The organism is Microvirga terrae (assembly GCF_013307435.2).
GTDB classification, from domain to species: Bacteria; Pseudomonadota; Alphaproteobacteria; order Rhizobiales; family Beijerinckiaceae; genus Microvirga; species Microvirga terrae.
Genome location: NZ_CP102845.1, coordinates 2,808,257 through 2,833,493, shown reverse-complemented (window position 1 = coordinate 2,833,493; position 25,237 = coordinate 2,808,257). Strand labels below are relative to the sequence as shown.

The window sequence follows — 25,237 nt, the reverse complement described above, 5'->3', positions numbered from 1 at the left end:
GGGATCAATCCTCCTGGAGAGGCATGCGGGAGGCCGCGTCGAAGCGGTCCTTCCGTGAGGGAGCGAGGGCATAGATCAGCACCGCTAGGAAGACGGCGACGAAGTAGAGGAGCCCCCATGTCTGGGCGAATTCTGCAAAGAACTTGTATGCGGCTGGCATGGTCGTGATCCTCAGCGCACGTTGGCCTTGTTGTCATAGAGCTTGAAGTCAACCTGGGTGCCCAGCATCTGCAGATACGCGATCAGGGCGTCGGCTTCCGTGACCTTCTGCGGATTGCCGTCGAAGGCCCGGGACTGAGCCTTGGGATAGCGCTTGGCGAGATCGATGGCATTCGGATCATCGGCATTGGCCTGGATTCGGACATCGCTTTCGGCATGCTTGAGCATCTCGTCGGTATAGGGAACGCCGAGCGTCGCCTGCACCTTCAGCTCCTCAGAGATGGCCGATGCATCGAGCTCGGTCGTTTCGAGCCAGGGATAGCCGGGCATGATCGAGCCGGGCACCACGGCGCGCGGATCCTTCAGGTGATCCTTGTGCCAGTCGTCGGAGTACTTGTTTCCGAGGCGGGCGAGATCCGGGCCAGTGCGCTTGGATCCCCATTGGAAGGGCCGGTCGTACATGCTCTCGGCGGCGAGCGAGTAGTGTCCATAGCGCTCGACCTCGTCGCGCAGGGGACGGATCATCTGACTGTGGCAATTGTAGCAGCCTTCACGCACGTAGATGTTGCGGCCGGCGAGCTCGAGAGGGGTGTAGGGACGGACGCCCTCCACCTTCTCGATGGTGCTCTTGAGGTAGAAGAGCGGCACGATCTCCACGAGGCCGCCGATGGAGATCACGATCAGCACGCCGATGATGAGGATGATCGAGTTGGTCTCGAAAATCTTGTGGCGGGACCAGAAAGACATGACCGTTTCCTTTATTCCGCGGCAATGAGTGCGGGCTGCATGGCCTGAGGAGCCTCCTCGACCGCCTCGCCGACCGAGATCGTCTTCCAGACGTTCCAGACCATGATCAGGCTGCCGGCCACGAAGAAGGCACCGCCGAGCGCACGGATGACATAGAAGGGGTTCATCGCTTCCACGGTCTCGATGAAGGAGTATTCGAGGAAGCCGAGACTGGTATAGGCGCGCCACATGAGGCCCTGGAGGATGCCTGCCACCCACATCGACGAGATGTACAGGACGATCCCGAGGGTCGAGATCCAGAAGTGCCAAGACACGGCCTTCATGGAGTAGAGTTCCTTCTTGTTCCACAGCCACGGTACGAGGCAGTAGATGGCGCCGAAGGAGATGTAGGCGACCCAGCCGAGGGCTCCGGCATGAACGTGGCCGATGGTCCAATCGGTGTAGTGAGACAGAGAGTTAACCGCCTTCACCGACATGAGCGGTCCTTCGAACGTCGCCATGCCGTAGAATGCGACCGACACCACCATGAGACGAAGAACCGGATCGGTGCGCAGCTTGTCCCAAGCGCCCGAGAGCGTCATGAGGCCGTTGATCATACCGCCCCAAGAGGGCATCCACAGCATGACCGAGAACACCATGCCCAGGGTCTGCGCCCAGTCGGGCAGGGCGGTGTAGTGCAGGTGGTGGGGACCTGCCCAGATGTACATGAAGATCAGCGACCAGAAGTGAATGATCGACAGACGGTAGGAATAGACCGGCCGCTCGGCCCGCTTCGGGATGAAGTAGTACATAATGGCAAGGAAGCCGGCAGTGAGAAAGAAGCCGACCGCGTTATGGCCGTACCACCATTGCACCAGAGCATCCTGCACGCCCGACCATACGATGTAGCTCTTGGGCGAGAAGAGGGAGACCGGAATCGCAGCGTTGTTGCCCAGATGAAGGACCGCAATAGTCAGGATAAAGGCGAGGTAGAACCAGTTCGCCACGTAGATGTGGGGCTCCTTGCGGCGCATGACCGTGCCGAGGAACACCAGGAAATACGTGACCCAAACGATCGTAAGGAAGAGGTCCGCGTACCATTCGGGCTCGGCATATTCCTTGCCCTGGGTGATGCCGAGCAGGTATCCCGTTCCGGCGATCACGATGAAGAAATTGTAGCCTAGCACCACAAACCAGGGTGCGATGTCGCCGACCATCCGGGCGCGACAGGTGCGCTGCACGACATAAAACGAGCTGGCGATCAGGACGTTGCCCCCAAAGGCGAAGATCACCGCCGAGGTGTGCAGCGGCCGCATCCTGCCGAAGGACAGCCACGCCGTGTCGAAATTGAGCGCCGGGAAGGCGAGTTGAAGGGCGATCAGGAGGCCGATTGTGAAACCCGCGACGCCCCAGAACACGGAAGCGATCGTGGCGAACTTCACCGGACCCATGTTGTAGTTCGGCTTGCCGCCGATGGTCAGCGGTGGCAGTTCGGCCGGCCGCTCGTAAAACCGGTTTACGATAGCGAATACGGCGGCGACACTGGCCGCTGCAAAGAGGTAGGCGTGAAAGGCGTATTCGGGCGTATAGGCCTTCGCCGCGATGATGATGCTGAGGAAGGCCAGCCCGGCGAAGGCAAGGGCGGAGCCCATTTCGCCGAAGGTCATTCCTTTTGAGGGTGCTGCCGCTTGAGCCATAGGCTTCGACCTTTTGAGATTATCGGCGAAGCCGTGAGCTTCGCCGTCAGTAGAGTCGTGTAATGGGAGGGGCGGGAGGGGGCATTGATGCAGATCAATGGCCGGACGCCGGCGCCTTAGAGGGCGCTGGAGTGACGCTGGCCGTCGTTCCCGAGGTAGCGGTCGAACACCGAGCAGACGTTTCGGACAAGGGCACGGCCCTCGTCCGGGATCGTCAGGGTCAGTCCGTCGCGCACGACGAGGCCGTCCGCCGCCAGTTCGTCGATGACCTCGATCTCGTGCCTGAAATTCGGGGCCTCGCCTCGGGCGTTCGACGCAACGTCCTGGAGATCAACGGAAAAGTCGCACATCAGGCGTTCGATGATCGTTCGGCGCAGGCGGTCATCCTCGGTCAGGGCGACGCCGCGGACGACCGGGAGTTGGCCACCGAGAACGGCCTCCCGGTAGGAGGGCGTCGTCGGCGCATTCTGGACATAGCCCTGCGGCACCGAGCCGATCGCCGAAGTACCGAAACCGATCAGGGCTACAGCCTCGTCCGTCGTATAGCCCTGAAAGTTGCGGTGAAGCCGTCCGTCCTGCTGACGAATCGTCATGGCGTCGTCCGGCTTGGCAAAGTGATCGATCCCGATCTGCACATACCCGGCCTCGATAAAGGCATGGGCCGCGGCTTCGCGCTGCTCGACGCGCGCCACCGCGTCGGGGAGCGCCGCTTCGGGCAGGAGGGCCTGATGGCGTTTCATCCAGGGGACATGGGCGTATCCGAACAATGCGATGCGGTCGGGATCGAGCCTCAGGGCGAGCTCTACGGAGCGCCTCACGCTCTCGACGCTCTGGAACGGCAGGCCGTACATCAGGTCCAGGTTCAGGCCGTTCACGCCGGCCTGGCGGAGCCATGCGGCCACCTGGGCGGTCTGCTCGAACGACTGGATCCGCCGGATGGTCTCCTGCACCTTCGGGTCGAAATCCTGGACACCCAGGCTTGCCCGGTTGAGGCCGGCTGCCGCAAGGGCTTGAACGTGCTCCGGCGTGATCGTTCTCGGGTCTATTTCGACGGCGATCTCGGCCTCGGGCCGGATATCGAAGGCCAAGCCAAGGGTACGGGAGATCCGCAGAAGATCGCCCGGGGACAGGATCGTTGGCGTTCCTCCGCCCCAATGGATATGGGTGACAGCCATGCGGCCGGGCAGGTGGCGCGCCACGAGTTCGATCTCCCGCTCCAGGCACTCCACATAGGCCGCGACGGCCGTGTAGCTGCGGGTCACGGCGGTGTTGCAGCCGCAATAGAGGCAGAGTTCCGCACAGAACGGCACGTGCAGGTACAGGGACAGGGGCTTGCCCGGCTCCAACTCGGCGAGCCAGGACGCATAGGTCTCAGCCGTGACGTCCGGCTTGAAGTGCGGGGCGGTGGGATAGCTCGTATAGCGCGGGACGCGCTGGTCGTAGCGGGCAATGAGTTCAGGGGTCATGATGGAAGCTTGCATGGAAGCTTCGCGATCCGCTTTGACCTGGATCAAAGCTGGCAGATCCCTGGAACGGCATACCAATTACGCCTTCCATTCGGATTCCACCGGTCCCGTCGGCGCGGGGCCGGTGCACCGCCGCTCTGTCCGGGCGGGAAAACCTACCGGCCGTCGACGGATGAGGCTCGATCGCCGCGGCACGGTTGCGATATCGTCGCCCTGCCACACCTTCATCCTTCCCACTGGGCCGATCCTGGAGCAGCAGACATGACGGACATCCATCTTCTCATCGACGGCCGGGACGTGCCCGCCTCCAATGGCGCCACCTTCGAGCGGCGCGACCCGATCTCCGGTGACGTGGCGAGCCGAGCGGCGGCGGCGGGCGTCGCCGATGCGCAGGCGGCCGCCGATGCGGCGGCAGCCGCCTTTCCGGCCTGGTCCAGGCTCGGGCCGAACGCCCGGCGCGCGGTGCTCCTGAAGGCTGCCGATCTGCTCGAGGGCAGGGCCCAGGACTTCGTGACCCTGATGGCGACCGAGATCGGCGCGACCGCCGGCTGGGCGCAGTTCAACGTGAAGCTCGCGGCCGGCATGCTGCGCGAGGCGGCTTCGCTCACGACGCAGATCACCGGCGAGATCATCCCGTCCGACAAGCCGGGCTGCGTGTCCATGGCGGTGCGCCAGCCGGCCGGGGTCGTGCTCGGCATCGCGCCCTGGAACGCGCCGGTCATCCTCGGCGTCCGGGCCATCGCGACGCCGCTCGCCTGCGGCAACACGGTCGTCTTGAAAGCCTCCGAGATCTGCCCCGGAACCCATCATCTGATCGGTGCCGTCCTGCGGGAGGCCGGTCTGCCGGCCGGCGCCGTCAACGTGATCACGAACGCGCCGGAGAACGCCCCGGAGGTGATCGAGGCCCTGATCGCCCATCGGGCCGTGCGCCGGATCAACTTCACCGGGTCGACCCGGGTCGGGCGCATCATCGCCGAGACGGCGGCGCGCTTCCTGAAGCCCGTGCTTCTCGAACTCGGAGGCAAGGCGTCCCTCGTGGTGCTGGACGATGCCGATCTCGACGCCGCCGTTGCGGCATCGGCGTTCGGGGCCTTCATGAACCAGGGCCAGATCTGCATGTCGACGGAGCGCATCGTGGTCGACGACGCGGTGGCGGACGATTTCGTCGCCAGGCTCGCCGCGAAGGCGGACTCGCTCCAGGCCGGCAATCCGCGCCACGGCAACTTCGCCCTCGGATCCCTCGTCGGCGTCGAGGCGGCCCAGCGGATCAGCGGGCTCGTGGACGACGCCGTCTCGAAAGGCGCCAGGCTCCTGGCCGGCGGCCGGGTCGACGGCACGGTCATGTCGGCGACGGTTCTCGACCATGTCACCCCGGCCATGCGGCTCTACGGCGAGGAATCCTTCGGCCCGGTGGTCTGCGTGATCCGGGCGGCGGGACTCGAGGAGGCGGTCCGGATCGCCAACGACACGGAATACGGCCTGTCGGCGGCGGTCTTCGGCCGGGACGTCACGCGCGCCCTCGACGTGGCGCACAGGATCGAGTCCGGCATCTGCCACATCAACGGGGCCACGGTGCACGACGAGGCCCAGATGCCGTTCGGCGGCGTGAAGGCAAGCGGCTACGGCCGCTTCGGCGGCAAGGCCGGGATCGCCGAGTTCACGGAGCTGCGCTGGATCACCATCGAGACCGGCCCGCAGCATTTCCCGATCTGAGGACGCCTGCCACGATCCTTGGATTCTTGCCGGGAACTTCGCCCGTCCGGCTCGCTTGCCCTGCGCGGCGCCCTAAGTGAGAAGAAGCACCCTCAGCCAGGGCGCCGTCAGGAGAGCATTCGTGAGGCCGGTCATCATTGCCGTCGCGATCACGGGGTCGGTCCCGCGCAGGAAGGACAATCCGGCGGTGCCGATCACCCCGGACGAGCAGATCGAGTCGACCCGTCAGGCCTACGAGGCGGGCGCCACGCTCGTCCACATCCATGTCCGCAACGACGACGAGACGCCCTCGTCCGATCCGGATCGCTTCGCGGCCGTCCAGGCCGGTGTCGCCAGGCACTGCCCGGGCATGATCATCCAATTCTCGACCGGCGGCCGGGGGCGTGATCCGGCCCAGCGCAGCTCCGCCCTCGGCCTGCGCCCCGACATGGCCTCCCTCTCGACGGGCTCCGTCAACTTCCCCACCATCGTGTACGAGAACCACACGGTTCTGGTGGACGAGATGGCGGGAAAGATGAAGGAGTTCGGAATCCGCCCGGAGATCGAGATCTTCGATCTCTCTCATCTGCACGGGGCCAGGCGCCTCGCCGACAAGGGGCTGCTCGACGATCAGCCGCATATCCAGTTCGTCATGGGAATCCAGAATGCGCTTCCGGCCGAGGAGCGCCTGCTCGACATCCTGCTCAAGGAAGCCAAGCACCTGTTTCCGAACTGCACCTGGACGGCGGCCGGGATCGGGCGCCATCAGGCCTCGGTCATGGACTGGGCGCTCGCGCGGGGTGCGGACGCGGTCCGGACCGGGCTCGAGGACAACATCCGCATCACCCGGGATCGGCTCGCCTCCAGCAACGCGGAACTCGTGGAGCACGCGGTGCTGTCCGTCGAGCGGCACGGCCACCGGGTCGCGACCCCGGACGAGGCCCGGGCGCTGCTGGGCTGCAGACCGGGTCCTGCGACCTAGAGCGGGTGTATCGCTCTCAGATCCAACCTCTGCGACGGGCCACACCGGCCGCGATGCCGATGAAGGTACCCAAGGCGGAGATAACAACCCAGAAGCCGATGACGCCAGTTTGTGTGTAGGGCGTCTCGAAATTCATGCCGAACACGCCCGCCACCGCCCCGATCACGCCCAACATCACGGTGACGAAAGTCAGCCTGCGGACAAGGTCATTCGTCGCTTCTGCCGTACGGGTCGTAAATAACTCAAACGAGCCGTTCACCAGTTCGCGGGCGTGGTCGACGGCATCCACGGCACGCTCGAACCGTCGTTCCAGGGATTGATAATGCGCAGCCGCCTCGGACTCGAAGATTTGAGCGAAGTCCGGACGTGAGAGCCCGTAGAAGACAGGGCGTTGCTGATTCAGGAAGTGGCGAAGTTCGGACACCTTGCGCCGCATCCCGACCACGCCTGCGAGCAGGCTGCGCCGGGCCGAGTGCGCCAGCATCGCCTCGTCGATCCGGTCCAGAAACTCCTCGAGTTCGCTGACGGCCTCGAAATAGGCGCTCAAATGCCAGTCCAGCAGGGATGCCGCGAGCGCCGGTGGGCTCAGAGCCCCGATCACCGTCTCACCCTTGCCCTGGTCGCGGAAAGCCTGAAGGAACGGCAATTCGCCATCATGCACGGTAATGATCCACCGCGGGCCAATGAGAAAGTCCAAGTGGACGGGACGCCACTTGGTTAGGGCCCGATCCCCGTTGCCGTTCTCTCCGCGCGAGAGGCCGATAACGTCGAACTGGAAGTACTCGCCGTAGTTGTCCAGATACGGCGCCTCTTGAGGATTGAGCAGTTCCCTGACAGAACCGCGGTCCAGGCTGAAGAGACCGGCGAGATGCTCCACCTCATCGCGATTGCGGCCGCTGACGTCGACCCACAGGAGCGTTCGTTCGTCGAGGCCCGCCAGGCATTGCTCATCGAGATCGACCTCTCGGTCATGTCCATCTGCATTATAGAGAAAGGCCTGGATCATTTTCCCTGGATTGATTCTGCCAGATTGAGGTCGCGTTTACTGCCCGATGCTGGCCAGCAGAAGACTTGATCCGATCAGGCAACCGAAAGACGCAGCAAAAAGTATCGCGGCTCGGGTGAGAGACGGTTTCGCTTCCGCGCCTGATGGGCGTGAGCCGACACCTTGCGATTCCTCTACGCTTCGAACACGATCCATGACCTCTCCTGCCTGAATTGCACGGTGGCATGAGGACTGAACGGAAGTGGCAGGCGGATTATTCCATCAAACAGGGAAAAAATATCATCGGAGGCGCAACGATGACGCACATTGCGCACCTGTCGCAGCCTCAAGCCAAGAGCTCGGTTTACAAAATAGTCGAATAGGTGGCTATGGCGATCGGGAGCGTCACGAAGATGACCGTCGTTACGATCTTTTCCAGGCGGTCGATTTCATTCTCGGCATCCGTGATTTTTGCATGAATTCTTGAATCGTCACCGCTCATCACGATCACCAGTTCTATAAATAAACTATGTGATGACAACGTTTGGCGAGCGTCCGAGGTCCATGTGACGAGCCACGAGCCGGGCCTGTTTCTCCGCACGGTGCCATCACGGGAAAAGAAGCATTGTTTCGAACCCGAAAGCGCAATTCCACGTCTCACGTCCGATGCGCTAAAGCAGGTAGCGCAGCGACTCGCTCGCCGCGCTCAGCGACGGCAGGAAGCGCTCGCGCATCTCGTCCGCCGAGACGCGCCCGGCCTGCGCGCTAAGATTGAGCGCAATCGTCACCTGGCCGTTCTTCTGGACCACCGGCACGGCGATGGAGCGCAGGCCGAATTCGAGCTCCTCGTTCACGATGGCATAGCCCTGGCCGCGCGTGGCTTGGAGGACTGCACGGAATTCCGCCTTGTCCGTCACGGTCTTCGGCGTCCTCGCCTCCAGGCGGACGCGCCCGAGATAGGCGTCGATCGCCTCCTCGGGCTGGTAGGCCAGGATCGCCCGGCCCAGGGAAGTGCAATAGGCCGGGAGACGGCTGCCGACCCCCAGGCCGATGGACATGATCCGGCGCGTCGCCGAACGGGCGATGTAGACGATGTCGTCGCCGTCGAGGATCGCGGCGGAACTGGATTCGCCCGTCGCCTCCGAGATCTGCTCGAGAAAGGGCTGTACCCGGGTCGAGAGCGACGCGGACGAGAGATAGGCGTAGCCCAGCCGCAGGATCCGGGGGCTTAGGGAAAAGTAGCGCCCGTCGAAGCTCGCGTAGTTCAGCCGGGTCAGCGTGAGCAGGTAGCGCCGGGCCGCCGCCCGGGTGATGCCGGTCAGCTTGGAAACGTCGGACAGGGTCAGGCGGGGCCGGCTGGCATCGAAGGCCTCGATGACGAGGAGGCCCTTTTCGAGACTCGCGACGAAATCCCGGTCGCTGCCCTGATCCTCGATATTTGCACCCTGCATCGCCCGCTCCGGAGGGGTATGGTGAACTTTGGTAGCCTTGACACCCCCATGCCAAACCGTACTACATGTGCGATATAGCTTTCAATGTTCGCGATGCGCACAAAGGGCTAGACGATAGGATGAGAAGACCGCGATCCTGGATAACGAGATCGGGGCGCCTAGAGGGAGGAACGGAATGAAGGTTTCCAACGCAATTCTCGGAGCCGCCATCGGGGCTCTGCTGGCGGGTTCGGCCATGGCCGACACGATCAAGGTCGGCATCATCGGGCCGTTCTCGGGGCCCTTCGCGCTCCAGGGAAAGAACTTCCAGGCCGGCGTCGAGGCCTACATGGCGCTCAACGGCAAGTCCGTGAAGGGCCATGACATCGAGGTGATCTACCGCGATCTCCCGGCGGCCAATCCCGCCCAGTCCCGCGCCCTGGCGCAGGAACTGGTGGTGAAGGAGAAGGTGCAATATCTCGGCGGCGTGTACTTCACGCCGGACGCCATGGCGATCACGCCCCTGCTCAAGCAGGCGAACACGCCGCTCGTGATCTTCAACGCCGCCACCTCGGCGATCATGACCCAGTCGCCCCTGGTGGTGCGCACCTCCTTCACGACCGCGCAGACGACCTCGCCCCTGGGCAAGATCGCCACCGAGCGCGGCGTCAAGAAGGTGATCTCGGCGGTGAGCGATTACGGCCCGGGCGTCGATGCGGAAGCGGCCTTCAAGAAGGCGTTCGAGGCCGCCGGCGGCCAGGTGGTGGAAGCCATCAGGATGCCGCTCAACACCACCGATTTCAGCCCGATCATGCAGCGCGTGCGCGATTCCGGCGCCGAGGCGGTCTTCGCCTTCCTGCCGTCCGGCCCCACGACCCTGGGATTCGTGAAGGCCTACAACGAGACCGGCCTGAAGCAGGCCGGGATCAAGTTCTTCGCACCGGGCGATCTCACGCAGGAATCGGATCTTCCCGCGCTGGGCGACGGCGCCGTGGGCCTGCTCACCACGTTCCATTACGCGGTCTCGCACGACAGCCCCGAGAACAAGAAGTTCGTCGAGGCCGCCACCAAGGCCGTCGGCGGAGCCGACCAGCTCTCCTTCCCGTCGGTCGGCGCCTATGACGGCATGCACGTGATCTACAAGATGATCGAGGCGACGGACGGCAAGCAGGATGCCCAGAAGGCCGTGGACGCGGTGAAGGGCCTGGCCTGGACGAGCCCCCGTGGTCCCGTGAGCATCGACGCCGAGACCCGGCACATCACGGAGAACATCTATCTCCGCGAGGTCGTGAAGGGTCCGGACGGCAAGACCACCAACAAGGAAATCCAGACCTTCCCGAACCAGAAGGATCCTGGCCTCGCCACCCAGTAAGCGGGCGGCCTGCACTCTCGAAGACGCGGCGTGGTGACGCCGCGTCTTCCGCTCAACCGATCAGCCGCGCGTCCGGGATTCTCCATGCAGACCGTCCTCAGCATCGCGATCGACGCCTTTGCCTACGGCATGGCCCTCTTCATCATCTGCATCGGCCTGTCGCTCACGATGGGGCTGATGCGGGTGGTGAACCTGGCGCATGGCGCCTTCGCGATGATCGCAGGATACATCGCCTCCTACGCGGCGCGCGATCTCGGACTCGGCTACGCGGTCGCGATCTTCCTGGCGATCATCGGCACGGTCGTGATCTCCATTCCCCTGGAGCGCCTGCTCTACCGCCGGATCTACGGCCGGCCCGAGCTGACCCAGGTGCTGATGACCATCGGCATCACGTTCTGCATCATCGGCATCACCAACTACTTCTTCGGCCCGACCCTGAAGACGATCCCGCTCCCCGGCAGCCTGAGCCAGCCGGTGGATGTCGGCTTCAAGACGATCGCCGCGCACCGCCTCTTCGTGATGGCCTGCGGAATCGTCGTGGCCGGCGGGCTCTGGTACCTGATCGAGAAGACCGATTTCGGCATCAAGCTGCGGGCCACCGTCGACAACGCCGCCATGGCCGACGCGCTGGGCGTGCGCACGCAGGTGGTCTACGCCGTCAGCTTCGCCATCGCCATCGGGCTTGCGGCCTTGGGCGGCGTCGTCGGGGCCGAGTTCCTGCCCATCGAGCCCTACTACGCCCTTCGCTACATGGTGACGTTCCTCGTCGTCGTGTCCGTCGGCGGAGCCGGGTCGATCCCCGGCGCGGTTGCCGCCTGCCTTCTGCTCGGTGCGGTCGACACGACCGGGCGCTACCTCATGCCCGAGTTCGGCAACTTCTTCTTCTATGCCGCCGTGATCGCCATCGTGTGCGTGTTCCCGCGCGGCTTCTTCGGAAGGGCCCAGTAACGTGCAGGTCGTCGCTCAAGCACAGAGAGTCGCATCGCCGTCGGACGTCGGGAACCGGTGGCTGCGGGACGCGATCGGCCTCGCCCTGATCATCGCGGCGGGCCTTGCGGGATACTGGCTGTTCCCCGACAACCTGGCGCTCCTGACCCGGGTCATCGCGGTGGCGCTGCTCGTCCTCTCGCTGGACCTCATCACGGGCTATTGCGGCGTTGCCTCGTTGGGACAGGCCTCGCTCTTCGGCGCGGGCGCCTACGCGGCGGGGATCGCCTGCGTGAACGGCGTCACCGAGCCCCTGACCCTCATCGTCATCGGGTCGGTCGCCGGAGCGGTGGCGGGCCTTCTCATGGGCACGATCATGCTGCGCGCCCATGGCCTCGCCCAGCTCGTCCTGTCCATCGCCATCGTCCAGCTCTTTCACGAGGCGGCCAACAAGGCCTCGGCCTATACCGGCGGCAGCGACGGGCTCGCGGGCCTGACGGTGAGCCCGCTCTTCGGCCTGTTCGAGTTCGACCTCTGGGGGCAGACCGCCTATCTCTTCGGGCTTGCCCTGCTCGTCGTCGTGTTCGTCGCGCTGAAATTCATCGTGTCGTCGCCCTTCGGCATGCTGTGCCGGGGCATCAAGCAGGACCCGATCCGCATTCGCGCCATGGGGTCCTTCGTGTTCCCGGTGCTCCTGAAGATGTTCGTGATCTCGGGCGCGGTGGCCGGCATGGGCGGGGCACTGGCTGCGATCTCCACCCAGGTGGTCGGCCTCGACAGCGTCAGCTTCGAACTCTCCGCCAATGCACTGGTCATGCTGGTGCTCGGCGGTCTCGGCTCGCTCTACGGCGCCCTCGTCGGAACGGTGATCTTCATGGGGTTCGAGCACATCGTGTCGGCCATCAATCCGTTCCACTGGATGACCATGGTGGGGGCGCTGCTCATCGCCGTGGTGCTCGCGGCGCCCGGCGGCCTGAGCGGCGTGCTCGAAACGCTCGCCGGATCGGCCCGGCGCAGCAAGGGAGGGCGCTCATGAGCGACCTGTTCCGCGTCGAGGGCCTGACCAAGAATTTCGGCGGCCTCGCGGTCAGCCGCAACATCTCGCTGTCGATGCCCGCGGGCGAGCGGCTGGCCCTGATCGGGCCGAACGGCGCCGGCAAGACCACCTTCGTCAACCTGGTGACGGGACAGATCCCCCCGAGCGCCGGCCGCGTGGTTCTCAACGGTGAGGACGTTACCGGCCTCGGGGCCGTGCGGCGGGTGCGCAAGGGATTGGTGCGCACCTTCCAGGTGACGCGCCTTTTCTCCGAGCTGACCCCGGAAGAGCACGTGACGCTCACCGTGCTCCAGCGCGAAGGCAAGGCGCGCCGCATCCTGAGCCGCTTCACGGGCCATTCCGAGGTGGCCGGCGAGGTGGAGGGGATTCTCTCGACGCTCGGCCTGCTCGACGTGGCGCGCCGCAGGGTCGGCGAGATCGCCTACGGCCAGCAGCGTCTGCTGGAGATCGGCATCGCGCTGGCGCTGCGGCCGAAGGTGCTGCTGCTCGACGAGCCGGCCGCCGGCGTTCCGTCGAGCGACACGCCCAGGATCGAGCAGGCGCTGGAGCGCCTGCCGCCGAGCCTCGCCGTGCTGATGATCGAGCACGACATGGATCTCGTCTTCCGCTTCGCCAAGCGCGTGGTCGTGCTGGCGGCGGGCGAGATCATCTTCGAGGGCCTGCCCTCCGAGGTCGCCGCCGACGACCGGGTCCGTGAAGCCTATCTGGGGAACTATGCCCATGCCCGCAGAATCGCTTGAGGTCCGCCGATTGAGCGCGGGCTACGGCCCGACGATCGTCCTGGAGGACGTGTCCTTCTCCGTGCCGTCCGGGGCGCGCCTGTCCATTCTCGGCCGCAACGGCATGGGCAAGACCACGCTGCTTTCGACCCTGATGGGCATGAACCGCCGCTATGGCGGCGAGATCCTGATCGGCGGCGCCGACGTGTCGTCCCTCAAGAGCTCCGAGCGGGCGCGCCGGGGCATCGGCCTCGTGCCGCAGACCCGCGACATCTTCCGTTCGCTCACCGTGGAGGAGAACCTGGTCGTCGGAGTCAAGGACCGGCCGCGCAGCGTCATCCAGGAAGCCTACGACATGTTCCCGCGCCTGCACGAGCGGCGCAACAATCTCGGCTGGCAGCTGTCCGGCGGCGAGCAGCAGATGCTCTCGACCGCACGCACCATCCTGGGCCGCCCGTCCGTCCTGCTCCTCGACGAGCCGCTCGAAGGACTGGCGCCGGTGATCTGCGAGGAGCTCATGGCGGCCTTCACGCGGCTTGCCTCCAGCGGCGAGATGACGATCCTGCTCGTCGAGCAGCGCCTGGAGAGCGCGCTGGATTTCGCCGAATCGGTCCTGATCCTGGAGCGCGGTCGCATCGCCTGGCAGGGGACGAGCGAGGCTCTGCGCGCCGACCAGAACCTGGTCGAGCACTATATCGGCGTCGGCTCGTTGCATTGAGGTTTGGCATGGCATTCACACGCGTCAACGGAATCGTTCTGCATCATCAGGTGCTCGGGCAGGCTGACGGGCCGGCGCTCGTCTTCGTCAATTCCCTCGGCAGCGACCTCCGCATCTGGCAGGACGTCGTGCCGGCCTTCGCGGATAGGTACCGGATCGTCCTCTACGACAAGCGCGGGCACGGGCTCTCGGACGCGCCGCCCGCGCCCTATACGATCGACGATCATACGGACGATCTCCTGGCGCTGCTCGATCAACTGAAGGTCGACAGGGCCGCTGTCGTCGGCCTCTCCGTGGGCGGCATGATCGGCCAGCGCATCGCCGTGCGGGCTCCCGAGCGGGTCCGGGCGCTCGTGCTCTGCTGCACGGCCGCGAAGATCGGCACGTCGGAAAGCTGGGCCGAGCGCATCGCGGCCGTCGAGGACGGCGGCATCGAGCCCATCGCCGACGCCGTGCTCCAGCGCTGGTTCACGCCGCTGTTCCGCGAGACGCGTCCGGACGAGGTCGTGGGCTGGCGCAACATGCTGGTGCGTACGCCCGATCACGGCTATGCCGGCACCTGCGCGGCGATCCGCGACGCGGACCTGCGGCCCGATGCGGGCCGGATCGCCGCGCCGACGCTCTGCGTCGCCGGCGACCAGGACGGGTCGACGCCGGCCGACGTGGTCAAGGGCACGGCGGATCTCATTCCGGGCGCGCGCTTCGCGCTCATCGATGGGGCAGGGCACATCCCCTGCGTCGAGAAGCCGGCCGTGCTGTCGCGGCTCATCGGCCAGCATCTTGAGGAGGCGGGACTTGTCTGAACAGGAACGAAGCGAACGCTACAAGGCCGGCATGGCGGTGCGCCGCGAGGTGCTCGGGGACGCCCACGTGGACCGGGCGACCGCCCAGATGACGGAGTTCGACGCTGATTTCCAGACCTTCATCACCGAAGGCGCCTGGGGGTCGGTGTGGTCGCGCCCCGGCTTCACCAAGCGCGAGCGCTCCATCGTGACCATCGCGCTCCTGGCCGCGCTCGGCCAGGACGAGGAGGTCGCCATGCATGTGCGCGCCACGCGCAACACGGGCGCGACCAAGGAAGACATCAAGGAGGCGCTGCTGCACGTGGCCGTCTATGCGGGCGTGCCGGCGGCGAACCACGCCATCAAGATCGTCAAGAAGACATTCGCCGACATGGAAGCCGCTTCGGAACAGGAAGGCGGATCCGGGAGGAACAAGCATGAGTGACAACGGCCAATATTTCCAGCGTGACCGGACCTGGCATCCGCCGGCCTTCACGCCGTCCTACAAGACCTCGGTGCTGCGCGCGCCGCAGCAGGCGCTGATCTCTCTCGAGAACACGCTCTCGGAATCGACCGGTCCGGTGTTCGGGCATTCCAAGATCGGCCCGTTGGACAACGACCTGATCCGCAACTACGCGAAGACCGGCGAGGCCATCGGGCAGCGCATCGTCGTCTACGGCCGGGTGCTCGACGAGAATGCCCGTCCGGTACCCGGCGCCCTGGTGGAGTTCTGGCAGGCGAATGCCGGCGGGCGCTACCGCCACAAGAAGGAAACCTATCTCGCGGCCATCGACCCGAATTTCGGCGGCTGCGGGCGCATGATCACGGACGAGGAGGGACACTACTGGTTCCGCACCATCAAGCCCGGCGCCTATCCGTGGCCGAACGGCGTGAACGACTGGCGCCCGGCGCATATCCATTTCTCGATCTTCGGCCACGCCTTCGCGCAGCGCCTGATCACCCAGTGCTATTTCGAGGGCGACCCGATGATCTGGCAGGACCCGATCGCCATGACGGTGCCCGACAGGGCCGCCGTGGAACAGCTCATCGCGGCGCTCGACCGGCAGAACACCCTGCCGATGGATTCGCTCGCCTACAAATTCGACATCGTCCTGCGCGGCCGCCGCTCGACCATGTTCGAGAACCGGATGGAGGGGAACTGATGGTTCAGAAGCTCGATTTCCTGAAAGAGACGCCCTCGCAGACGGCGGGACCCTATGTCCATATCGGCACGAACCCGAACTGGGTCGAAATCACCGGCGTCTGGAACGAGGATCTCGGACTGGTGCTGGTCGGCCCGGAGACCAAGGGCGAGCGCATCATCGTGAAGGGCCGCATTTTCGACGGCGCCGGCGACGTCCTGCGCGATGCCCTCGTGGAGATCTGGCAGGCGGATGCCGAGGGGCTCTACAACAGCCCCGAGGAGACCCGCGGCAAGGCCGATCCGAACTTCGTCGGATGGGGCCGTCAGCCCTGCGACGGCGCCACGGGCGAATACCGCTTCGAGACCGTCAAGCCGGGCCGCGTGCCGTTCCGGGATGGACGGATGATGGCCCCGCACATCACGGTCTGGATCGTCGCGCGCGGCATCAATATCGGGCTGCACACGCGCCTGTATTTCTCCGACGAGGAGGCGGCCAACGCCGAATGCCCGATGCTCGCCCAGATCGCCCGCAAGAACCGGATCCCCACCCTGATCGCCACCCGCGGCGAAGAGAACGGTCTGCCGGCCTACACCTTCGACATCCATCTCCAGGGTGACAAGGAAACCGTGTTCTTCGACATCTGATCGCCGACCCGAGAGCATATCATGGCCAAGTTCCAGAGCCTCAAGGAGGCCGTCGCCGAGAACCTGCGCGAGGGCGACACGGTCGCCTTCGAAGGGTTCACCCACCTGATCCCCCATGCGGCCGCCCACGAGGTGATCCGCCAGGGGATCCGGGACCTCACCGTCATCCGCATGACCCCGGACATCGTCTACGACCAGATGATCGGCATGGGTCTGGTGAAGAAGGTGATCTTCTCCTACGCGGGCAATCCCGGCGTCGGCCTGCTGCGCCGCATGCGCGATGCCATCGAGAACGCCTGGCCCCGCGCCATCGAGACCGTGGAGCACAGCCATGCCGCCATGGCCAACGCCTACGAGGCGGGCGCGGCGGGCCTGCCCTGCGCGGTGTTCCGCGGCTATCGCGGGGCGGGCCTGAAGGAGGTCAATCCGGCAATCAAGAGCATCGTCTGCCCGTTCACCGGCGAGGAGCTGGCGGCCGTGCCGGCGCACCGTCCGGATGTCGCCGTCATCCACGCCCAGAAGGCAAGCCGGCGCGGCGACGTGCTGGTGGAGGGCATCATCGGCGTGCAGAAGGAGGCCGTGCTCGCGGCCAAGCGCTCGGTGGTGACGGTCGAGGAGATCGTGGAGGATTTCGACGACCTCCATCCCAATCTCTGCGTGCTGCCGCATTGGACCGTCACGTCCATCGCGCAGGTGCCCGGCGGGGCGCATCCCTCCTACACCCACGGCTATTACGATCGCGACAACGCCGCCTATCTCGAATGGGACAAGATCTCGGCCGACCGCGATCTCTTCACCGCCTGGATGAAGGAGAACGTGCTCGACCAGGGGCCCGAGGTGTTCGCCCAGCGCGTGAAGGGATTGCAAGCATGACCAGCCTGTCGGATTTCACGCCCAACGAGATGATGACCATCGCGGCGGCCCGGGCCCTGTCCAACGACGATGTCTGCTTCGTGGGCATCGGGGCGCCGTCCGCCGCCTGCAACGTCGCGCGCCTGACCCATGCGCCGGACATCACCCTGATCTACGAGAGCGGCACCATCGGCACGGCGCCGAACGTGCTCCCGCTCTCCATCGGCGACGGCGAGCTGTGCGAGACCGCCGTGACGACCGTGTCCGTGCCGGAGATGTTCCGCTACTGGCTCCAGGGCGGGCGCATCTCCATCGGGTTCCTGGGCGCCGCCCAGCTCGACCGCTTCGGCAACATCAACACCACGGTGATCGGCGATTATCACAAGCCCAAGGTGCGCCTGCCCGGCGGCGGCGGCGCGCCGGAGATCGCCAGTTCCTGCAAGGAGGTGTTCATCACCATGAAGCAGGCGACCCGCGGCATGGTGGACAAGATCGACTTCTACACGTCGTTCGGCCATGGCGACGGCGGCAACCACCGCGAGCGGCTCGGCATCACCACGAAGGGCCCGACGCTCCTGATCACGGATCTGGCCATCTGGAAGCCGGATCCGGAGACCAAGGAATTCACCGTGGTGTCGATGCATCGCGGCGTGACCCGGGATATGGTGCAGGAAACCTGCGGCTGGACGGTGCGATTCTCCGAGCGCCTCGAGGAGACGCCTCCGCCGACCGACCTCGAACTCACCACCCTGCGCGAGCTTCAGGCCCGGACCGAGAAAGCTCACGGCGGCAAGAAGGGGACTTGAGATGCGTGAAGCCTTTATCTGTGCCTATGTGCGCACGCCCATCGGCCGCTATGGCGGCTCCCTGTCCGGCGTCCGCGCCGACGACCTTGCGGCCGTGCCCCTGAAGGCGCTGCGGGAGCGCCTGCCGAACCTCGATTTCGAGGCCGTCGACGACGTGATCTACGGCTGCGCCAACCAGGCCGGCGAGGACAACCGCAACGTGGCCCGCATGGCCGTGCTGCTCGCGGGATTGCCGGGTGTGATCCCCGGAACCACCATGAACCGCCTCTGCGGCTCGGGCATGGACGCGGTGATCGCGGCGGCCCGCGCCATCAAGGCGGGCGAGGCCGAGATCATGATCGCGGGCGGCGTCGAATCCATGTCGCGCGCGCCCTTCGTGATGCCCAAGGCCGACACGGCGTTTTCACGCAACGCCGAGATCTACGACACCACCATCGGCTGGCGCTTCATCAACCCGCTGATCAAGAGCCAGTACGGCGTCGATTCCATGCCGGAGACCGGCGAGAACGTGGCGGCCGATTTCAACGTCTCCCGCGAGGACCAGGACGCCTTCGCCCTGCGCTCGCAGAAGAAGGCGGCGGCCGCCCAGGCCAACGGGCGCCTCGCCCGGGAGATCGTTCCGGTCACGATTCCGAAGCGCAAGGGCGATCCGGTCGTGGTCGACACGGACGAGCATCCCCGCGACACCACCATCGAGCAGCTGGCGAAGCTCCCGACGCCGTTCCGCAAGGACGGCACGGTGACGGCCGGCAACGCGTCCGGCGTCAATGACGGCGCGGCGGCCCTGATCGTCGCCTCCGAGGATGCGGTCCGCAAGTTCGGGCTCGAACCGATCGCCCGCGTGCTCGGCGGCGCTACGGCCGGCGTCGCGCCGCGCATCATGGGCATCGGCCCGGCGCCCGCCACCAAGAAGCTCTGCGCGCGCCTCGATCTGAAGCCGACGGATTTCGACGTGGTGGAGCTCAACGAGGCCTTCGCCAGCCAGGGCATCGCGGTCCTGCGCGAGCTGGGCATTCCGGAGGATGCCGAACACGTCAACCCGAACGGCGGCGCCATCGCGCTCGGCCATCCGCTCGGCATGTCCGGCGCCCGCATCACCGGCACGGCCGCCCTGGAGCTGAAGCTCACCGGCAAGAGGCGCGCGCTGGCCACCATGTGCATCGGGGTCGGGCAGGGCATCGCCATCGCCCTCGAGGCAGTCTGACGCGAGGTCCGTGACGATGCACACGCTCCCCCGTCCCGTCCTGCAGGCCCTCGTCGGCGACGAGGCGGTTGAGGCGTTCTTTTCCAACGAGGCCGAACTCGCGGCCATGCTGCGGGTCGAATCTGCCCTGGCCGAGGCCGAGGCCAAGGTCGGGCTGATCGCCGGGGACGCCGGGCGCCGGATCGTCGAGGTCTGTGGCGCCTTCCAGGCGGACTGGGGCAAACTCGCCGAGGGCCTCGCCCGCGACGGTGTGATCGTTCCGGATTTCGTCAGGCAGCTGCGCGCCGCCGTGGGCGAGCCCCATGCGAAAGCCGTGCATCTGGGAGCGACCAGCCAGGACATCATCGACACCGCCCTGGTCCTCCGCCTGAAGAGCGTCGTCGAGATCCTCGGGCACCGGCTCGATACGCTGATCCATTCCCTCGACGGCCTGAAGCGCCGGGACGGCGCCGTGCGCCTCATGGCCCATACCCGGATGCAGCGGGCGCTTCCGTTCACGGCGTCCGACAAGATCGACACCTGGCTCCAGCCCCTGGAGCGGCACCGGCAGGCCCTGCAGGACCTCGCTCTCCGCCTGCTCGTCGTTCAGCTCGGCGGCCCGATCGGAACCCGCGGTGAGCTGAAACAGCACGGCGACGCGGTCGCCGGCCAGATGGCCGAAACCCTGGGGCTCGGCCTCGCTCCATCGTGGCATTCCCAGCGCGACAGGATCGGCGAGTTCGGGGCGTTCCTGTCGCTGCTCACGGGCACTCTCGGCAAGCTCGGGCAGGACGTCGCCCTGATGGCGCAGAACGAGGTCGGCGAGGTGAAGCTCGCCGCGGGCGGAGGCTCGTCGGCCATGGCGCACAAGTCCAATCCGGTGCCCGCCGAGGTGCTCGTCGCGCTGGCCCGCTTCAATGCCGGAATGCTCGGCACCCTGCATCAGGCTCTCGTGCACGAGGGCGAGCGCTCCGGTGCGGCCTGGACGCTGGAATGGATGGTGCTGCCGCCGATGGTGGTTTCAGCCGCCGCAGCCCTGAGCAGGGCTCAGGGACTGATCGCCGGCATCACCTTCGCGCCCTCGAAAGCCGTCGAGACCTGACCTCCGTCAGGCATCGCCGACGATCACGGTGACCCGCCCGGAGCCGCCGCAATCCGGGCATGGTTTCTGCCCGACGCTGCCGGATCCGTCGCAGGTGGGGCAGACGTTTTCTCCGGTCTGCTTGGCGCCCGGCACATCCTCGTCCCCGGGATTCTTCCGATCGGTATCCGACATGAACTGGCTCCTTCGCTGGGTAACGCCGGGGACCTGCGCGGGTTCTGGCGAGGGTCAGGCCATGGCGCTCTGCTGCAGGGCCCGAAAGGCGAGGGGCGCGAGCCCGGTCCTCTGCTTGAAGAAGCGGGCGAAATAGGCCGGGTCGTCGAAGGCCAGGGTCAGCGCGATCTCCTTGGCGCTCATGGTGGTGAAGGTCAGGTAGCGCTTCGCCTCGAGGACGATCCGCTGGTGCACGATTCCGAGCGCGGTGTCGCCGAGATGCTCGCGGCAGATACGGTTGAGATGGGGCGCCGTCAGGCCGAGCCTGCGGGCATAGGCGTCGATCGGCTGGTGGCTGCGGAAATCCCGGTCGACGAGTTCCCGGAAGCGCAGGGCGTGCCGGAGGGCCGGGCGCCCGGACCCGTTGTGGCCGGGAGCGGCCGCCGAGCCCAGCAGGCGATGGATCGCGATCAGGATCAGCATCAGCCGGGCCTGGATCGCCTCGGAACGCCCGTGTCCGCGCCCGCCGAACTCCTCCGCGAGGCACGCGATGTCTCGGCTCAGCGTGCGGCTGATGTCCTCATGCTCGCCGAGATCGGCCACTTGAACCGACCGGAACGTCTCGCGGACACCATGCATGTCCGCGAGGATCTGGGACAGGCGGCTGTCGAACAGCGTGAGGACCGTTCCCGCGACGTCCGGCGAGAAGGCGTAGCCGTGCACGCTCATCGGGGGCAGGGCCACGAGGGCAGGGCCGGTCAATCCTGTGCTCCGGCCGTCGATCACGATCTCCGCCGTCCCGGCCGCGAGATGCAGGATCTGGAATAGCCGCTCGTGCCGGTGCGGCAGGATCCTGTAATTGTGCAAGCGGCTGCGGACCTGGATGGTCTCGCAATGAACCCAGTCCGCCGCCGGATCCTCGCCGGATTCTCCATAGAGCGCGTAGGTTGGAATGTCGGCGATGGTCACGTCGGGTCGATCCGTCCTGCATCAGCGAATGTTCGGAATGTCCAATCTGATGCTCGCTTTGTCTATTGGCCGTTGGGCGGCCGGAGTTCATTCTTGGACCCAATGAACAAGGCGGCCGCGGCTGCCATTCCGGAGGAGATCGCGCATGCGCACCAAGGTCGCCATCATCGGGGCGGGACCCGCCGGGCTCCTGCTCGGCCGCCTTCTCGACAGGGCCGGGATCGACACCGTCATCCTCGAACGGAGGAGCCAGGACTACGTGCTCGGACGCATCCGCGCCGGCGTCCTCGAACAGGGCACGGTCGAGCTCCTGGACAAGGCGGGCGTCGGCGAGAGACTGCATGCGGATGGGCTCGTCCATGACGGGGTCGAGCTCTGCTTCGACGGCGACAGGCACCGCTTCGACTTCCGCGCGCTGATCGACAGGACGGTGACCGTCTACGGGCAGACGGAGGTCACCCGCGACCTGATGCAGGCCCGCGACGCTTCGGGCGCGACCACGATCTACGAAGCCGAGAACGTGTCGCTCCACGGCTTCGACAGCGACCGGCCGAGCGTGCGCTACGTCAAGGACGGCGTCGAGCACGAGATCGCCTGCGACTTCATCGCCGGGTGCGACGGCTATCACGGGGTGGCGCGCGCCAGCGTGCCGGAGGGCGCCATCCGCACGTTCGAGCGGGTCTATCCCTTCGGCTGGCTCGGCATCCTGGTCGACAGGCCGCCCGTCGCCGAGGAGCTGATCTACGCGCACCACGAGCGCGGCTTCGCCCTGTGCTCCATGCGTTCGCACAGCCGCAGCCGCTACTACGTCCAGGTGCCGGCGGACGAGAAGGTCGAGGCATGGTCGGACGACCGCTTCTGGGACGAGCTGCGGCGCAGGGTCGACCGGGAGACGGCCGACGCTCTGGTGACCGGACCTTCGATCGAGAAGTCGATCGCGCCCTTGCGGAGCTTCGTGGCCGAGCCGCTCCGGTTCGGGCGTCTCTTTCTGGCCGGCGACGCCGCCCATATCGTGCCGCCCACCGGCGCCAAGGGGCTGAACCTCGCGGCGAGCGATGTCGGGGCCCTGGCCGAGGCGCTCGTCGAGTTCTACGCCGAGCGGTCCACCGCGGGCGTCGACGGGTATTCGGCGCGCGTGCTCGCGCGGATCTGGAAGGCCGAGCGGTTCTCCTGGTGGATGACCTCGATCCTGCACACCTTCCCCGAGACCGACGCCTTCAGCCGCCGGATCCAGCGGGCGGAGTTCGATTACCTCAGAAGTTCCGACGCCGCCGCGCGGTCCCTGGCGGAGAACTACACGGGGTTGCCGATGTGAGTTTCCGGCTCGGCCTCACCGGATCGGGAAGGCCGGCCATGACGCGGAGTGTTTTCGACCGCGGACTTCTTACGTCTTGTCGGCCTTGGCGAAACTCTCGTGGCGGTCCGCGATGGCGCTCGCCAGGGAGCCGTCGAGGCCGAGCTCGTCGATCATGCGGCTCGCCTCGCGCATTTCCGCCGCGCGCCGGATGCCGTGCTGGCGCACGCGGGACATCATGGTCCTGGCCAGATTTTCCCAGTCCATGCCCGGATACGAGGCCGTCAGGCTCGCCAGGACGGCCGGCATGACGCCGGCCTTGTCGGACGCCAGCGAGAAGTCCACCATCAGGGCCTCCATGCCCTTGATCACGATGCTGCGGCACAGTTTCGTGGCGGACGCAGTGCCGATCCCGGTGCTGACCGGGGTGATCCGCATGCCGAGATCGTTGAGGCGGGCCGAAACCTCCGCGGCTCTTTCGCCGCCGCTCAGGATCGGAACCGCGAGTCCCGGCTCCTTCACGGGCGCCATGACGGCGAACTCGACGAAGTCGGCGCCCCGGTCCCGCATGGGCTTCGCCACCCGCTCCTTGGTGGCGGGAGAGACCGAGTTCAGGTCGACATAGATCTGCGAGGCATGAAGATGCGGCGCCACCTGTTCGGCCGCCGCGACGGCCGAGTCCGCCGTGACGGCGGAGATCACGATGCCGGCCCCCCGGCACGCATCCGCCGGGCCGTCCGCGGCGTGAACGCCCGCCGCCAGAGCCCGCCGCCGCAGCTCCGGACCTTTGCCGGGATCGTCGAACAGGATGTCGTAGACCCTGATCCGCACGCCCGGCTTGCCCGCGAGCTGGTAGGCAAAAAGCTGTCCGACTTCTCCATAGCCGATGAAGGCGATCTCGAGGCTCATGTGTGTGCACCGCTGATTAAGGGACCTGTGACCGTCAGTCCTCGTCCTTGTATTCGACATAGGTGAGACCCGCCTTCGCCAGCGGCTCGCGCATCTTGTAGAGGTCGAGGCCCAGCACGCCGGACGCGAGGGTCTCGCGCTTCGATCCCTCGGTGGCGACACGTGCCTCCCCCGCGACGGCAACGGCTTCGGCCTCCCGGCGCGGCACCACCACGACGCCGTCGTCGTCGGCCACGATCACGTCGCCGGGCTTCACCAGGGCGCCGGCGCAGACCACCGGAACGTTCACCGAGCCGAGGGTCGCCTTCACGGTGCCCTTCGCGGAAACGGCGCGGGACCAGACGGGGAAGCCCATCTCGGTCAGGGTCTTCACGTCGCGCACGCCGGCATCGATCACGAGGCCGACCACCCCGCGGGCCTTCAGGGAGGTTGCCAGCAGGTCGCCGAACATCCCGTCCGTGTTGTCCGTGGTCACGCCGACGACCAGAATGTCGCCCGGCCGGCACTGCTCGACCGCCACATGGATCATCCAGTTGTCGCCGGGCTGGGCGAGCACCGTCACGGCGCTGCCGGCCACCTGGGCGCCGGCCCAGATCGGCCGCATGTAGGGCTTTAGCAGGCCGACGCGGCCCATGGCCTCGTGGGTGGTCGCGGTGCCGAGCTCGGCGAGGCGATCGACCATGGACTGATCGACGCGCGGAATGTTGGTGACGACGACGGGCTTCATGCCAGTTCCTCGACGATCTGGGGGAAGATGCGCTGGTAGGCCTCGCCGTAGGTCATGGCCCGGCCCGAGTTGCGGCCGCCCTGCATGCCCCGGTTCAGGGCCACGCGGGTGTAGTATTCCCAGAGATGCTTCTGGGCCGCCAGGATCTCGAAGGCCTTGCGCTTCGTCTCCCACACGTCGTCGATGTTGAGGATCACGTTGGGCTTGTAGTTGCACTGCTCGGGCTGGTGCGGCTCGAACAGGAACACCGGCGGGGCATTGTAGGCGAGGTCCGGGCTCGGCTTGTGGCCGGCCGCCTGCGCGATGATGCGGGCCTCCTGGGCGAAACGCGTCGCCTCGGGATGGTCCACGTTGTACGGGTCCTCCAGGGAATGCGTGAGCACGAAGGAGGGCTTGAGCTCGCGGTAGACGTCGACGAGCCGGTCGAGCATCTCGGGGGTGGTGTGGAGCGGGTAGTCGCCTGCGTCGAAGAACTCGATCTCGGCCCCGAGCGTCTCGGCGGCGCGCTCGGCCTCCTCGCGGCGCTGTGCCTTCACGTCGGCGAGCGACACGTCGGCCTTCTTCCAGGCCCACTGGCTCTCGCCGCGCTCGCCGAAGGACAGGCAGACGATCTTCACGCGATAGCCCTTCTTCGCATGGAGCGCGATGGCGCCGCCCGCGCGCCATACGAAGTCGCCGGGATGGGCGGTGACGACAAGTCCGGTCTTTCCAGTGCTCATGATGTCCTCGAGGAAAAGCGTT

The 25,237-nt window shown here is 66.3% G+C and carries 28 protein-coding genes; 16 read left to right on the top strand and 12 right to left on the bottom strand.

Annotation, left to right across the window (positions count from 1 at the left end):
• Positions 1 to 4: 4 nt before the first annotated feature.
• The 4 genes from HPT29_RS13395 to hemN all read right to left on the bottom strand — a co-directional run bounded on the left by HPT29_RS13395 (position 5) and on the right by hemN (position 4,063).
• A complete protein-coding gene (locus HPT29_RS13395; RefSeq protein ID WP_173948319.1) occupies positions 5 to 160 on the bottom strand; it encodes a cbb3-type cytochrome c oxidase subunit 3 in 156 nt (51 codons plus the stop codon).
• Positions 161 to 171: 11 nt separating this feature from the next.
• The gene (gene ccoO, locus HPT29_RS13390) at positions 172 to 906 is read right to left on the bottom strand and encodes a cytochrome-c oxidase, cbb3-type subunit II (protein ID WP_173948318.1); all 735 of its coding nucleotides are present in this window, start codon (positions 904 to 906) and stop codon (positions 172 to 174) included.
• 11 nt (positions 907 to 917) lie between these two features.
• On the bottom strand, positions 918 to 2,582 hold the full coding sequence (gene ccoN, locus HPT29_RS13385) for a cytochrome-c oxidase, cbb3-type subunit I (protein WP_173948317.1): 1,665 nt from the start codon (positions 2,580 to 2,582) through the stop codon (positions 918 to 920).
• A 116-nt stretch (positions 2,583 to 2,698) separates the two neighbouring features.
• Positions 2,699 to 4,063, bottom strand: a complete 1,365-nt coding sequence (gene hemN, locus HPT29_RS13380; RefSeq protein WP_349774700.1) for an oxygen-independent coproporphyrinogen III oxidase — start codon at positions 4,061 to 4,063, stop codon at positions 2,699 to 2,701.
• A gap of 246 nt (positions 4,064 to 4,309) precedes the next feature.
• On the opposite strand from hemN, the gene HPT29_RS13375 reads away from it, so the two are divergent.
• Positions 4,310 to 5,761: an aldehyde dehydrogenase gene (locus HPT29_RS13375; protein ID WP_173948316.1), complete on the top strand. Its 1,452-nt coding sequence runs from the start codon at positions 4,310 to 4,312 to the stop codon at positions 5,759 to 5,761.
• Between the two features lie 121 nt (positions 5,762 to 5,882).
• Positions 5,883 to 6,722, top strand: coding sequence for a 3-oxoadipate:acetyl-CoA acetyltransferase (locus HPT29_RS13370; protein ID WP_173948315.1), 840 nt, complete (start codon positions 5,883 to 5,885; stop codon positions 6,720 to 6,722).
• A 16-nt stretch (positions 6,723 to 6,738) separates the two neighbouring features.
• Here HPT29_RS13370 and HPT29_RS13365 read toward each other — a convergent pair whose 3' ends face one another.
• The 3 genes from HPT29_RS13365 to HPT29_RS13355 all read right to left on the bottom strand — a co-directional run bounded on the left by HPT29_RS13365 (position 6,739) and on the right by HPT29_RS13355 (position 9,158).
• On the bottom strand, positions 6,739 to 7,728 hold the full coding sequence (locus tag HPT29_RS13365) for a magnesium transporter CorA family protein (RefSeq protein WP_173948314.1): 990 nt from the start codon (positions 7,726 to 7,728) through the stop codon (positions 6,739 to 6,741).
• A gap of 343 nt (positions 7,729 to 8,071) precedes the next feature.
• Positions 8,072 to 8,209, bottom strand: a complete 138-nt coding sequence (locus tag HPT29_RS13360) for a hypothetical protein (RefSeq protein ID WP_173948313.1) — start codon at positions 8,207 to 8,209, stop codon at positions 8,072 to 8,074.
• Between the two features lie 169 nt (positions 8,210 to 8,378).
• The gene (locus HPT29_RS13355; protein WP_173948312.1) at positions 8,379 to 9,158 is read right to left on the bottom strand and encodes an IclR family transcriptional regulator; all 780 of its coding nucleotides are present in this window, start codon (positions 9,156 to 9,158) and stop codon (positions 8,379 to 8,381) included.
• Between the two features lie 175 nt (positions 9,159 to 9,333).
• On the opposite strand from HPT29_RS13355, the gene HPT29_RS13350 reads away from it, so the two are divergent.
• From HPT29_RS13350 to HPT29_RS13290, 13 genes are all read left to right on the top strand, one after another.
• A complete protein-coding gene (locus HPT29_RS13350; protein WP_173948311.1) occupies positions 9,334 to 10,509 on the top strand; it encodes an ABC transporter substrate-binding protein in 1,176 nt (391 codons plus the stop codon).
• 84 nt (positions 10,510 to 10,593) lie between these two features.
• Positions 10,594 to 11,457: a branched-chain amino acid ABC transporter permease gene (locus HPT29_RS13345; protein WP_173948310.1), complete on the top strand. Its 864-nt coding sequence runs from the start codon at positions 10,594 to 10,596 to the stop codon at positions 11,455 to 11,457.
• Between the two features lies 1 nt (position 11,458).
• Complete coding sequence (locus HPT29_RS13340; RefSeq protein WP_173948309.1) at positions 11,459 to 12,472, top strand: branched-chain amino acid ABC transporter permease; 1,014 nt, start codon at positions 11,459 to 11,461, stop codon at positions 12,470 to 12,472.
• A complete protein-coding gene (locus HPT29_RS13335) occupies positions 12,469 to 13,233 on the top strand; it encodes an ABC transporter ATP-binding protein (protein WP_173948308.1) in 765 nt (254 codons plus the stop codon). Before HPT29_RS13340 ends, HPT29_RS13335 begins: the two co-directional genes overlap by 4 nt.
• Complete coding sequence (locus HPT29_RS13330; protein ID WP_173948307.1) at positions 13,214 to 13,930, top strand: ABC transporter ATP-binding protein; 717 nt, start codon at positions 13,214 to 13,216, stop codon at positions 13,928 to 13,930. The genes HPT29_RS13335 and HPT29_RS13330 overlap by 20 nt, the downstream gene beginning before the upstream one ends.
• A gap of 8 nt (positions 13,931 to 13,938) precedes the next feature.
• On the top strand, positions 13,939 to 14,733 hold the full coding sequence (pcaD, locus tag HPT29_RS13325; protein ID WP_173948306.1) for a 3-oxoadipate enol-lactonase: 795 nt from the start codon (positions 13,939 to 13,941) through the stop codon (positions 14,731 to 14,733).
• 31 nt (positions 14,734 to 14,764) lie between these two features.
• Positions 14,765 to 15,157 carry a 4-carboxymuconolactone decarboxylase gene (gene pcaC, locus HPT29_RS13320; RefSeq protein WP_173948329.1) on the top strand — a complete coding sequence of 131 codons (393 nt, stop codon included), beginning with the start codon at positions 14,765 to 14,767 and terminating at the stop codon, positions 15,155 to 15,157.
• Complete coding sequence (gene pcaH, locus HPT29_RS13315) at positions 15,150 to 15,875, top strand: protocatechuate 3,4-dioxygenase subunit beta (protein ID WP_173948305.1); 726 nt, start codon at positions 15,150 to 15,152, stop codon at positions 15,873 to 15,875. Before pcaC ends, pcaH begins: the two co-directional genes overlap by 8 nt.
• Positions 15,875 to 16,501, top strand: coding sequence for a protocatechuate 3,4-dioxygenase subunit alpha (gene pcaG, locus HPT29_RS13310; RefSeq protein WP_173948304.1), 627 nt, complete (start codon positions 15,875 to 15,877; stop codon positions 16,499 to 16,501). Before pcaH ends, pcaG begins: the two co-directional genes overlap by 1 nt.
• Positions 16,502 to 16,522: 21 nt before the next feature.
• Positions 16,523 to 17,374 carry a CoA transferase subunit A gene (locus tag HPT29_RS13305; RefSeq protein ID WP_173948303.1) on the top strand — a complete coding sequence of 284 codons (852 nt, stop codon included), beginning with the start codon at positions 16,523 to 16,525 and terminating at the stop codon, positions 17,372 to 17,374.
• A complete protein-coding gene (locus HPT29_RS13300; RefSeq protein WP_173948302.1) occupies positions 17,371 to 18,159 on the top strand; it encodes a CoA-transferase subunit beta in 789 nt (262 codons plus the stop codon). Before HPT29_RS13305 ends, HPT29_RS13300 begins: the two co-directional genes overlap by 4 nt.
• Before the next feature lies 1 nt (position 18,160).
• Entirely contained in the window at positions 18,161 to 19,363 is a 1,203-nt protein-coding gene (gene pcaF / locus HPT29_RS13295) for a 3-oxoadipyl-CoA thiolase (protein ID WP_173948301.1), read from the top strand.
• A 16-nt stretch (positions 19,364 to 19,379) separates the two neighbouring features.
• Positions 19,380 to 20,444 carry a 3-carboxy-cis,cis-muconate cycloisomerase gene (locus HPT29_RS13290; protein ID WP_173948300.1) on the top strand — a complete coding sequence of 355 codons (1,065 nt, stop codon included), beginning with the start codon at positions 19,380 to 19,382 and terminating at the stop codon, positions 20,442 to 20,444.
• Between the two features lie 6 nt (positions 20,445 to 20,450).
• On the opposite strand, the gene HPT29_RS13285 is transcribed toward HPT29_RS13290, so the two are convergent.
• Together HPT29_RS13285 and HPT29_RS13280 are read right to left on the bottom strand one after the other, a co-directional pair.
• On the bottom strand, positions 20,451 to 20,618 hold the full coding sequence (locus HPT29_RS13285; protein WP_173948299.1) for a hypothetical protein: 168 nt from the start codon (positions 20,616 to 20,618) through the stop codon (positions 20,451 to 20,453).
• Positions 20,619 to 20,672: 54 nt separating this feature from the next.
• The gene (locus HPT29_RS13280) at positions 20,673 to 21,566 is read right to left on the bottom strand and encodes a helix-turn-helix domain-containing protein (protein ID WP_173948298.1); all 894 of its coding nucleotides are present in this window, start codon (positions 21,564 to 21,566) and stop codon (positions 20,673 to 20,675) included.
• 145 nt (positions 21,567 to 21,711) lie between these two features.
• Here HPT29_RS13280 and pobA point away from each other — a divergent pair, with 145 nt between their 5' ends.
• Positions 21,712 to 22,881: a 4-hydroxybenzoate 3-monooxygenase gene (gene pobA / locus HPT29_RS13275; protein WP_173948297.1), complete on the top strand. Its 1,170-nt coding sequence runs from the start codon at positions 21,712 to 21,714 to the stop codon at positions 22,879 to 22,881.
• 69 nt (positions 22,882 to 22,950) lie between these two features.
• Here the strand turns inward: pobA and HPT29_RS13270 are convergent, their stop codons facing one another.
• From HPT29_RS13270 to HPT29_RS13260, 3 genes are read right to left on the bottom strand one after another with little or no spacing between them, the layout of a single operon-like run.
• Positions 22,951 to 23,769, bottom strand: coding sequence for a DUF1932 domain-containing protein (locus HPT29_RS13270; protein WP_173948296.1), 819 nt, complete (start codon positions 23,767 to 23,769; stop codon positions 22,951 to 22,953).
• A 34-nt stretch (positions 23,770 to 23,803) separates the two neighbouring features.
• On the bottom strand, positions 23,804 to 24,496 hold the full coding sequence (locus tag HPT29_RS13265; protein ID WP_173948295.1) for a 4-carboxy-4-hydroxy-2-oxoadipate aldolase/oxaloacetate decarboxylase: 693 nt from the start codon (positions 24,494 to 24,496) through the stop codon (positions 23,804 to 23,806).
• Entirely contained in the window at positions 24,493 to 25,215 is a 723-nt protein-coding gene (locus tag HPT29_RS13260) for a PIG-L deacetylase family protein (protein WP_173948294.1), read from the bottom strand. The genes HPT29_RS13265 and HPT29_RS13260 overlap by 4 nt, the downstream gene beginning before the upstream one ends.
• Positions 25,216 to 25,237: the final 22 nt, after the last annotated feature.

Excerpts from the sequence above, each read along its gene's own strand:
- HPT29_RS13395 (WP_173948319.1), bottom strand. The coding sequence starts at position 160 with ATGCCAGCCGCATACAAGTTCTTTGCAGAATTCGCCCAGACATGGGGG.
- ccoO (WP_173948318.1), bottom strand. The coding sequence starts at position 906 with ATGTCTTTCTGGTCCCGCCACAAGATTTTCGAGACCAACTCGATCATC.
- ccoN (WP_173948317.1), bottom strand. The coding sequence starts at position 2,582 with ATGGCTCAAGCGGCAGCACCCTCAAAAGGAATGACCTTCGGCGAAATG.
- hemN (WP_349774700.1), bottom strand. The coding sequence starts at position 4,063 with ATGCAAGCTTCCATCATGACCCCTGAACTCATTGCCCGCTACGACCAG.
- HPT29_RS13375 (WP_173948316.1), top strand. The coding sequence starts at position 4,310 with ATGACGGACATCCATCTTCTCATCGACGGCCGGGACGTGCCCGCCTCC.
- HPT29_RS13365 (WP_173948314.1), bottom strand. The coding sequence starts at position 7,728 with ATGATCCAGGCCTTTCTCTATAATGCAGATGGACATGACCGAGAGGTC.
- HPT29_RS13360 (WP_173948313.1), bottom strand. The coding sequence starts at position 8,209 with ATGAGCGGTGACGATTCAAGAATTCATGCAAAAATCACGGATGCCGAG.
- HPT29_RS13355 (WP_173948312.1), bottom strand. The coding sequence starts at position 9,158 with ATGCAGGGTGCAAATATCGAGGATCAGGGCAGCGACCGGGATTTCGTC.
- HPT29_RS13350 (WP_173948311.1), top strand. The coding sequence starts at position 9,334 with ATGAAGGTTTCCAACGCAATTCTCGGAGCCGCCATCGGGGCTCTGCTG.
- HPT29_RS13345 (WP_173948310.1), top strand. The coding sequence starts at position 10,594 with ATGCAGACCGTCCTCAGCATCGCGATCGACGCCTTTGCCTACGGCATG.
- HPT29_RS13335 (WP_173948308.1), top strand. The coding sequence starts at position 12,469 with ATGAGCGACCTGTTCCGCGTCGAGGGCCTGACCAAGAATTTCGGCGGC.
- HPT29_RS13330 (WP_173948307.1), top strand. The coding sequence starts at position 13,214 with ATGCCCGCAGAATCGCTTGAGGTCCGCCGATTGAGCGCGGGCTACGGC.
- pcaD (WP_173948306.1), top strand. The coding sequence starts at position 13,939 with ATGGCATTCACACGCGTCAACGGAATCGTTCTGCATCATCAGGTGCTC.
- pcaC (WP_173948329.1), top strand. The coding sequence starts at position 14,765 with ATGGCGGTGCGCCGCGAGGTGCTCGGGGACGCCCACGTGGACCGGGCG.
- pcaH (WP_173948305.1), top strand. The coding sequence starts at position 15,150 with ATGAGTGACAACGGCCAATATTTCCAGCGTGACCGGACCTGGCATCCG.
- pcaG (WP_173948304.1), top strand. The coding sequence starts at position 15,875 with ATGGTTCAGAAGCTCGATTTCCTGAAAGAGACGCCCTCGCAGACGGCG.
- HPT29_RS13305 (WP_173948303.1), top strand. The coding sequence starts at position 16,523 with ATGGCCAAGTTCCAGAGCCTCAAGGAGGCCGTCGCCGAGAACCTGCGC.
- HPT29_RS13300 (WP_173948302.1), top strand. The coding sequence starts at position 17,371 with ATGACCAGCCTGTCGGATTTCACGCCCAACGAGATGATGACCATCGCG.
- pcaF (WP_173948301.1), top strand. The coding sequence starts at position 18,161 with ATGCGTGAAGCCTTTATCTGTGCCTATGTGCGCACGCCCATCGGCCGC.
- HPT29_RS13290 (WP_173948300.1), top strand. The coding sequence starts at position 19,380 with ATGCACACGCTCCCCCGTCCCGTCCTGCAGGCCCTCGTCGGCGACGAG.
- HPT29_RS13285 (WP_173948299.1), bottom strand. The coding sequence starts at position 20,618 with ATGTCGGATACCGATCGGAAGAATCCCGGGGACGAGGATGTGCCGGGC.
- pobA (WP_173948297.1), top strand. The coding sequence starts at position 21,712 with ATGCGCACCAAGGTCGCCATCATCGGGGCGGGACCCGCCGGGCTCCTG.
- HPT29_RS13270 (WP_173948296.1), bottom strand. The coding sequence starts at position 23,769 with ATGAGCCTCGAGATCGCCTTCATCGGCTATGGAGAAGTCGGACAGCTT.
- HPT29_RS13265 (WP_173948295.1), bottom strand. The coding sequence starts at position 24,496 with ATGAAGCCCGTCGTCGTCACCAACATTCCGCGCGTCGATCAGTCCATG.
- HPT29_RS13260 (WP_173948294.1), bottom strand. The coding sequence starts at position 25,215 with ATGAGCACTGGAAAGACCGGACTTGTCGTCACCGCCCATCCCGGCGAC.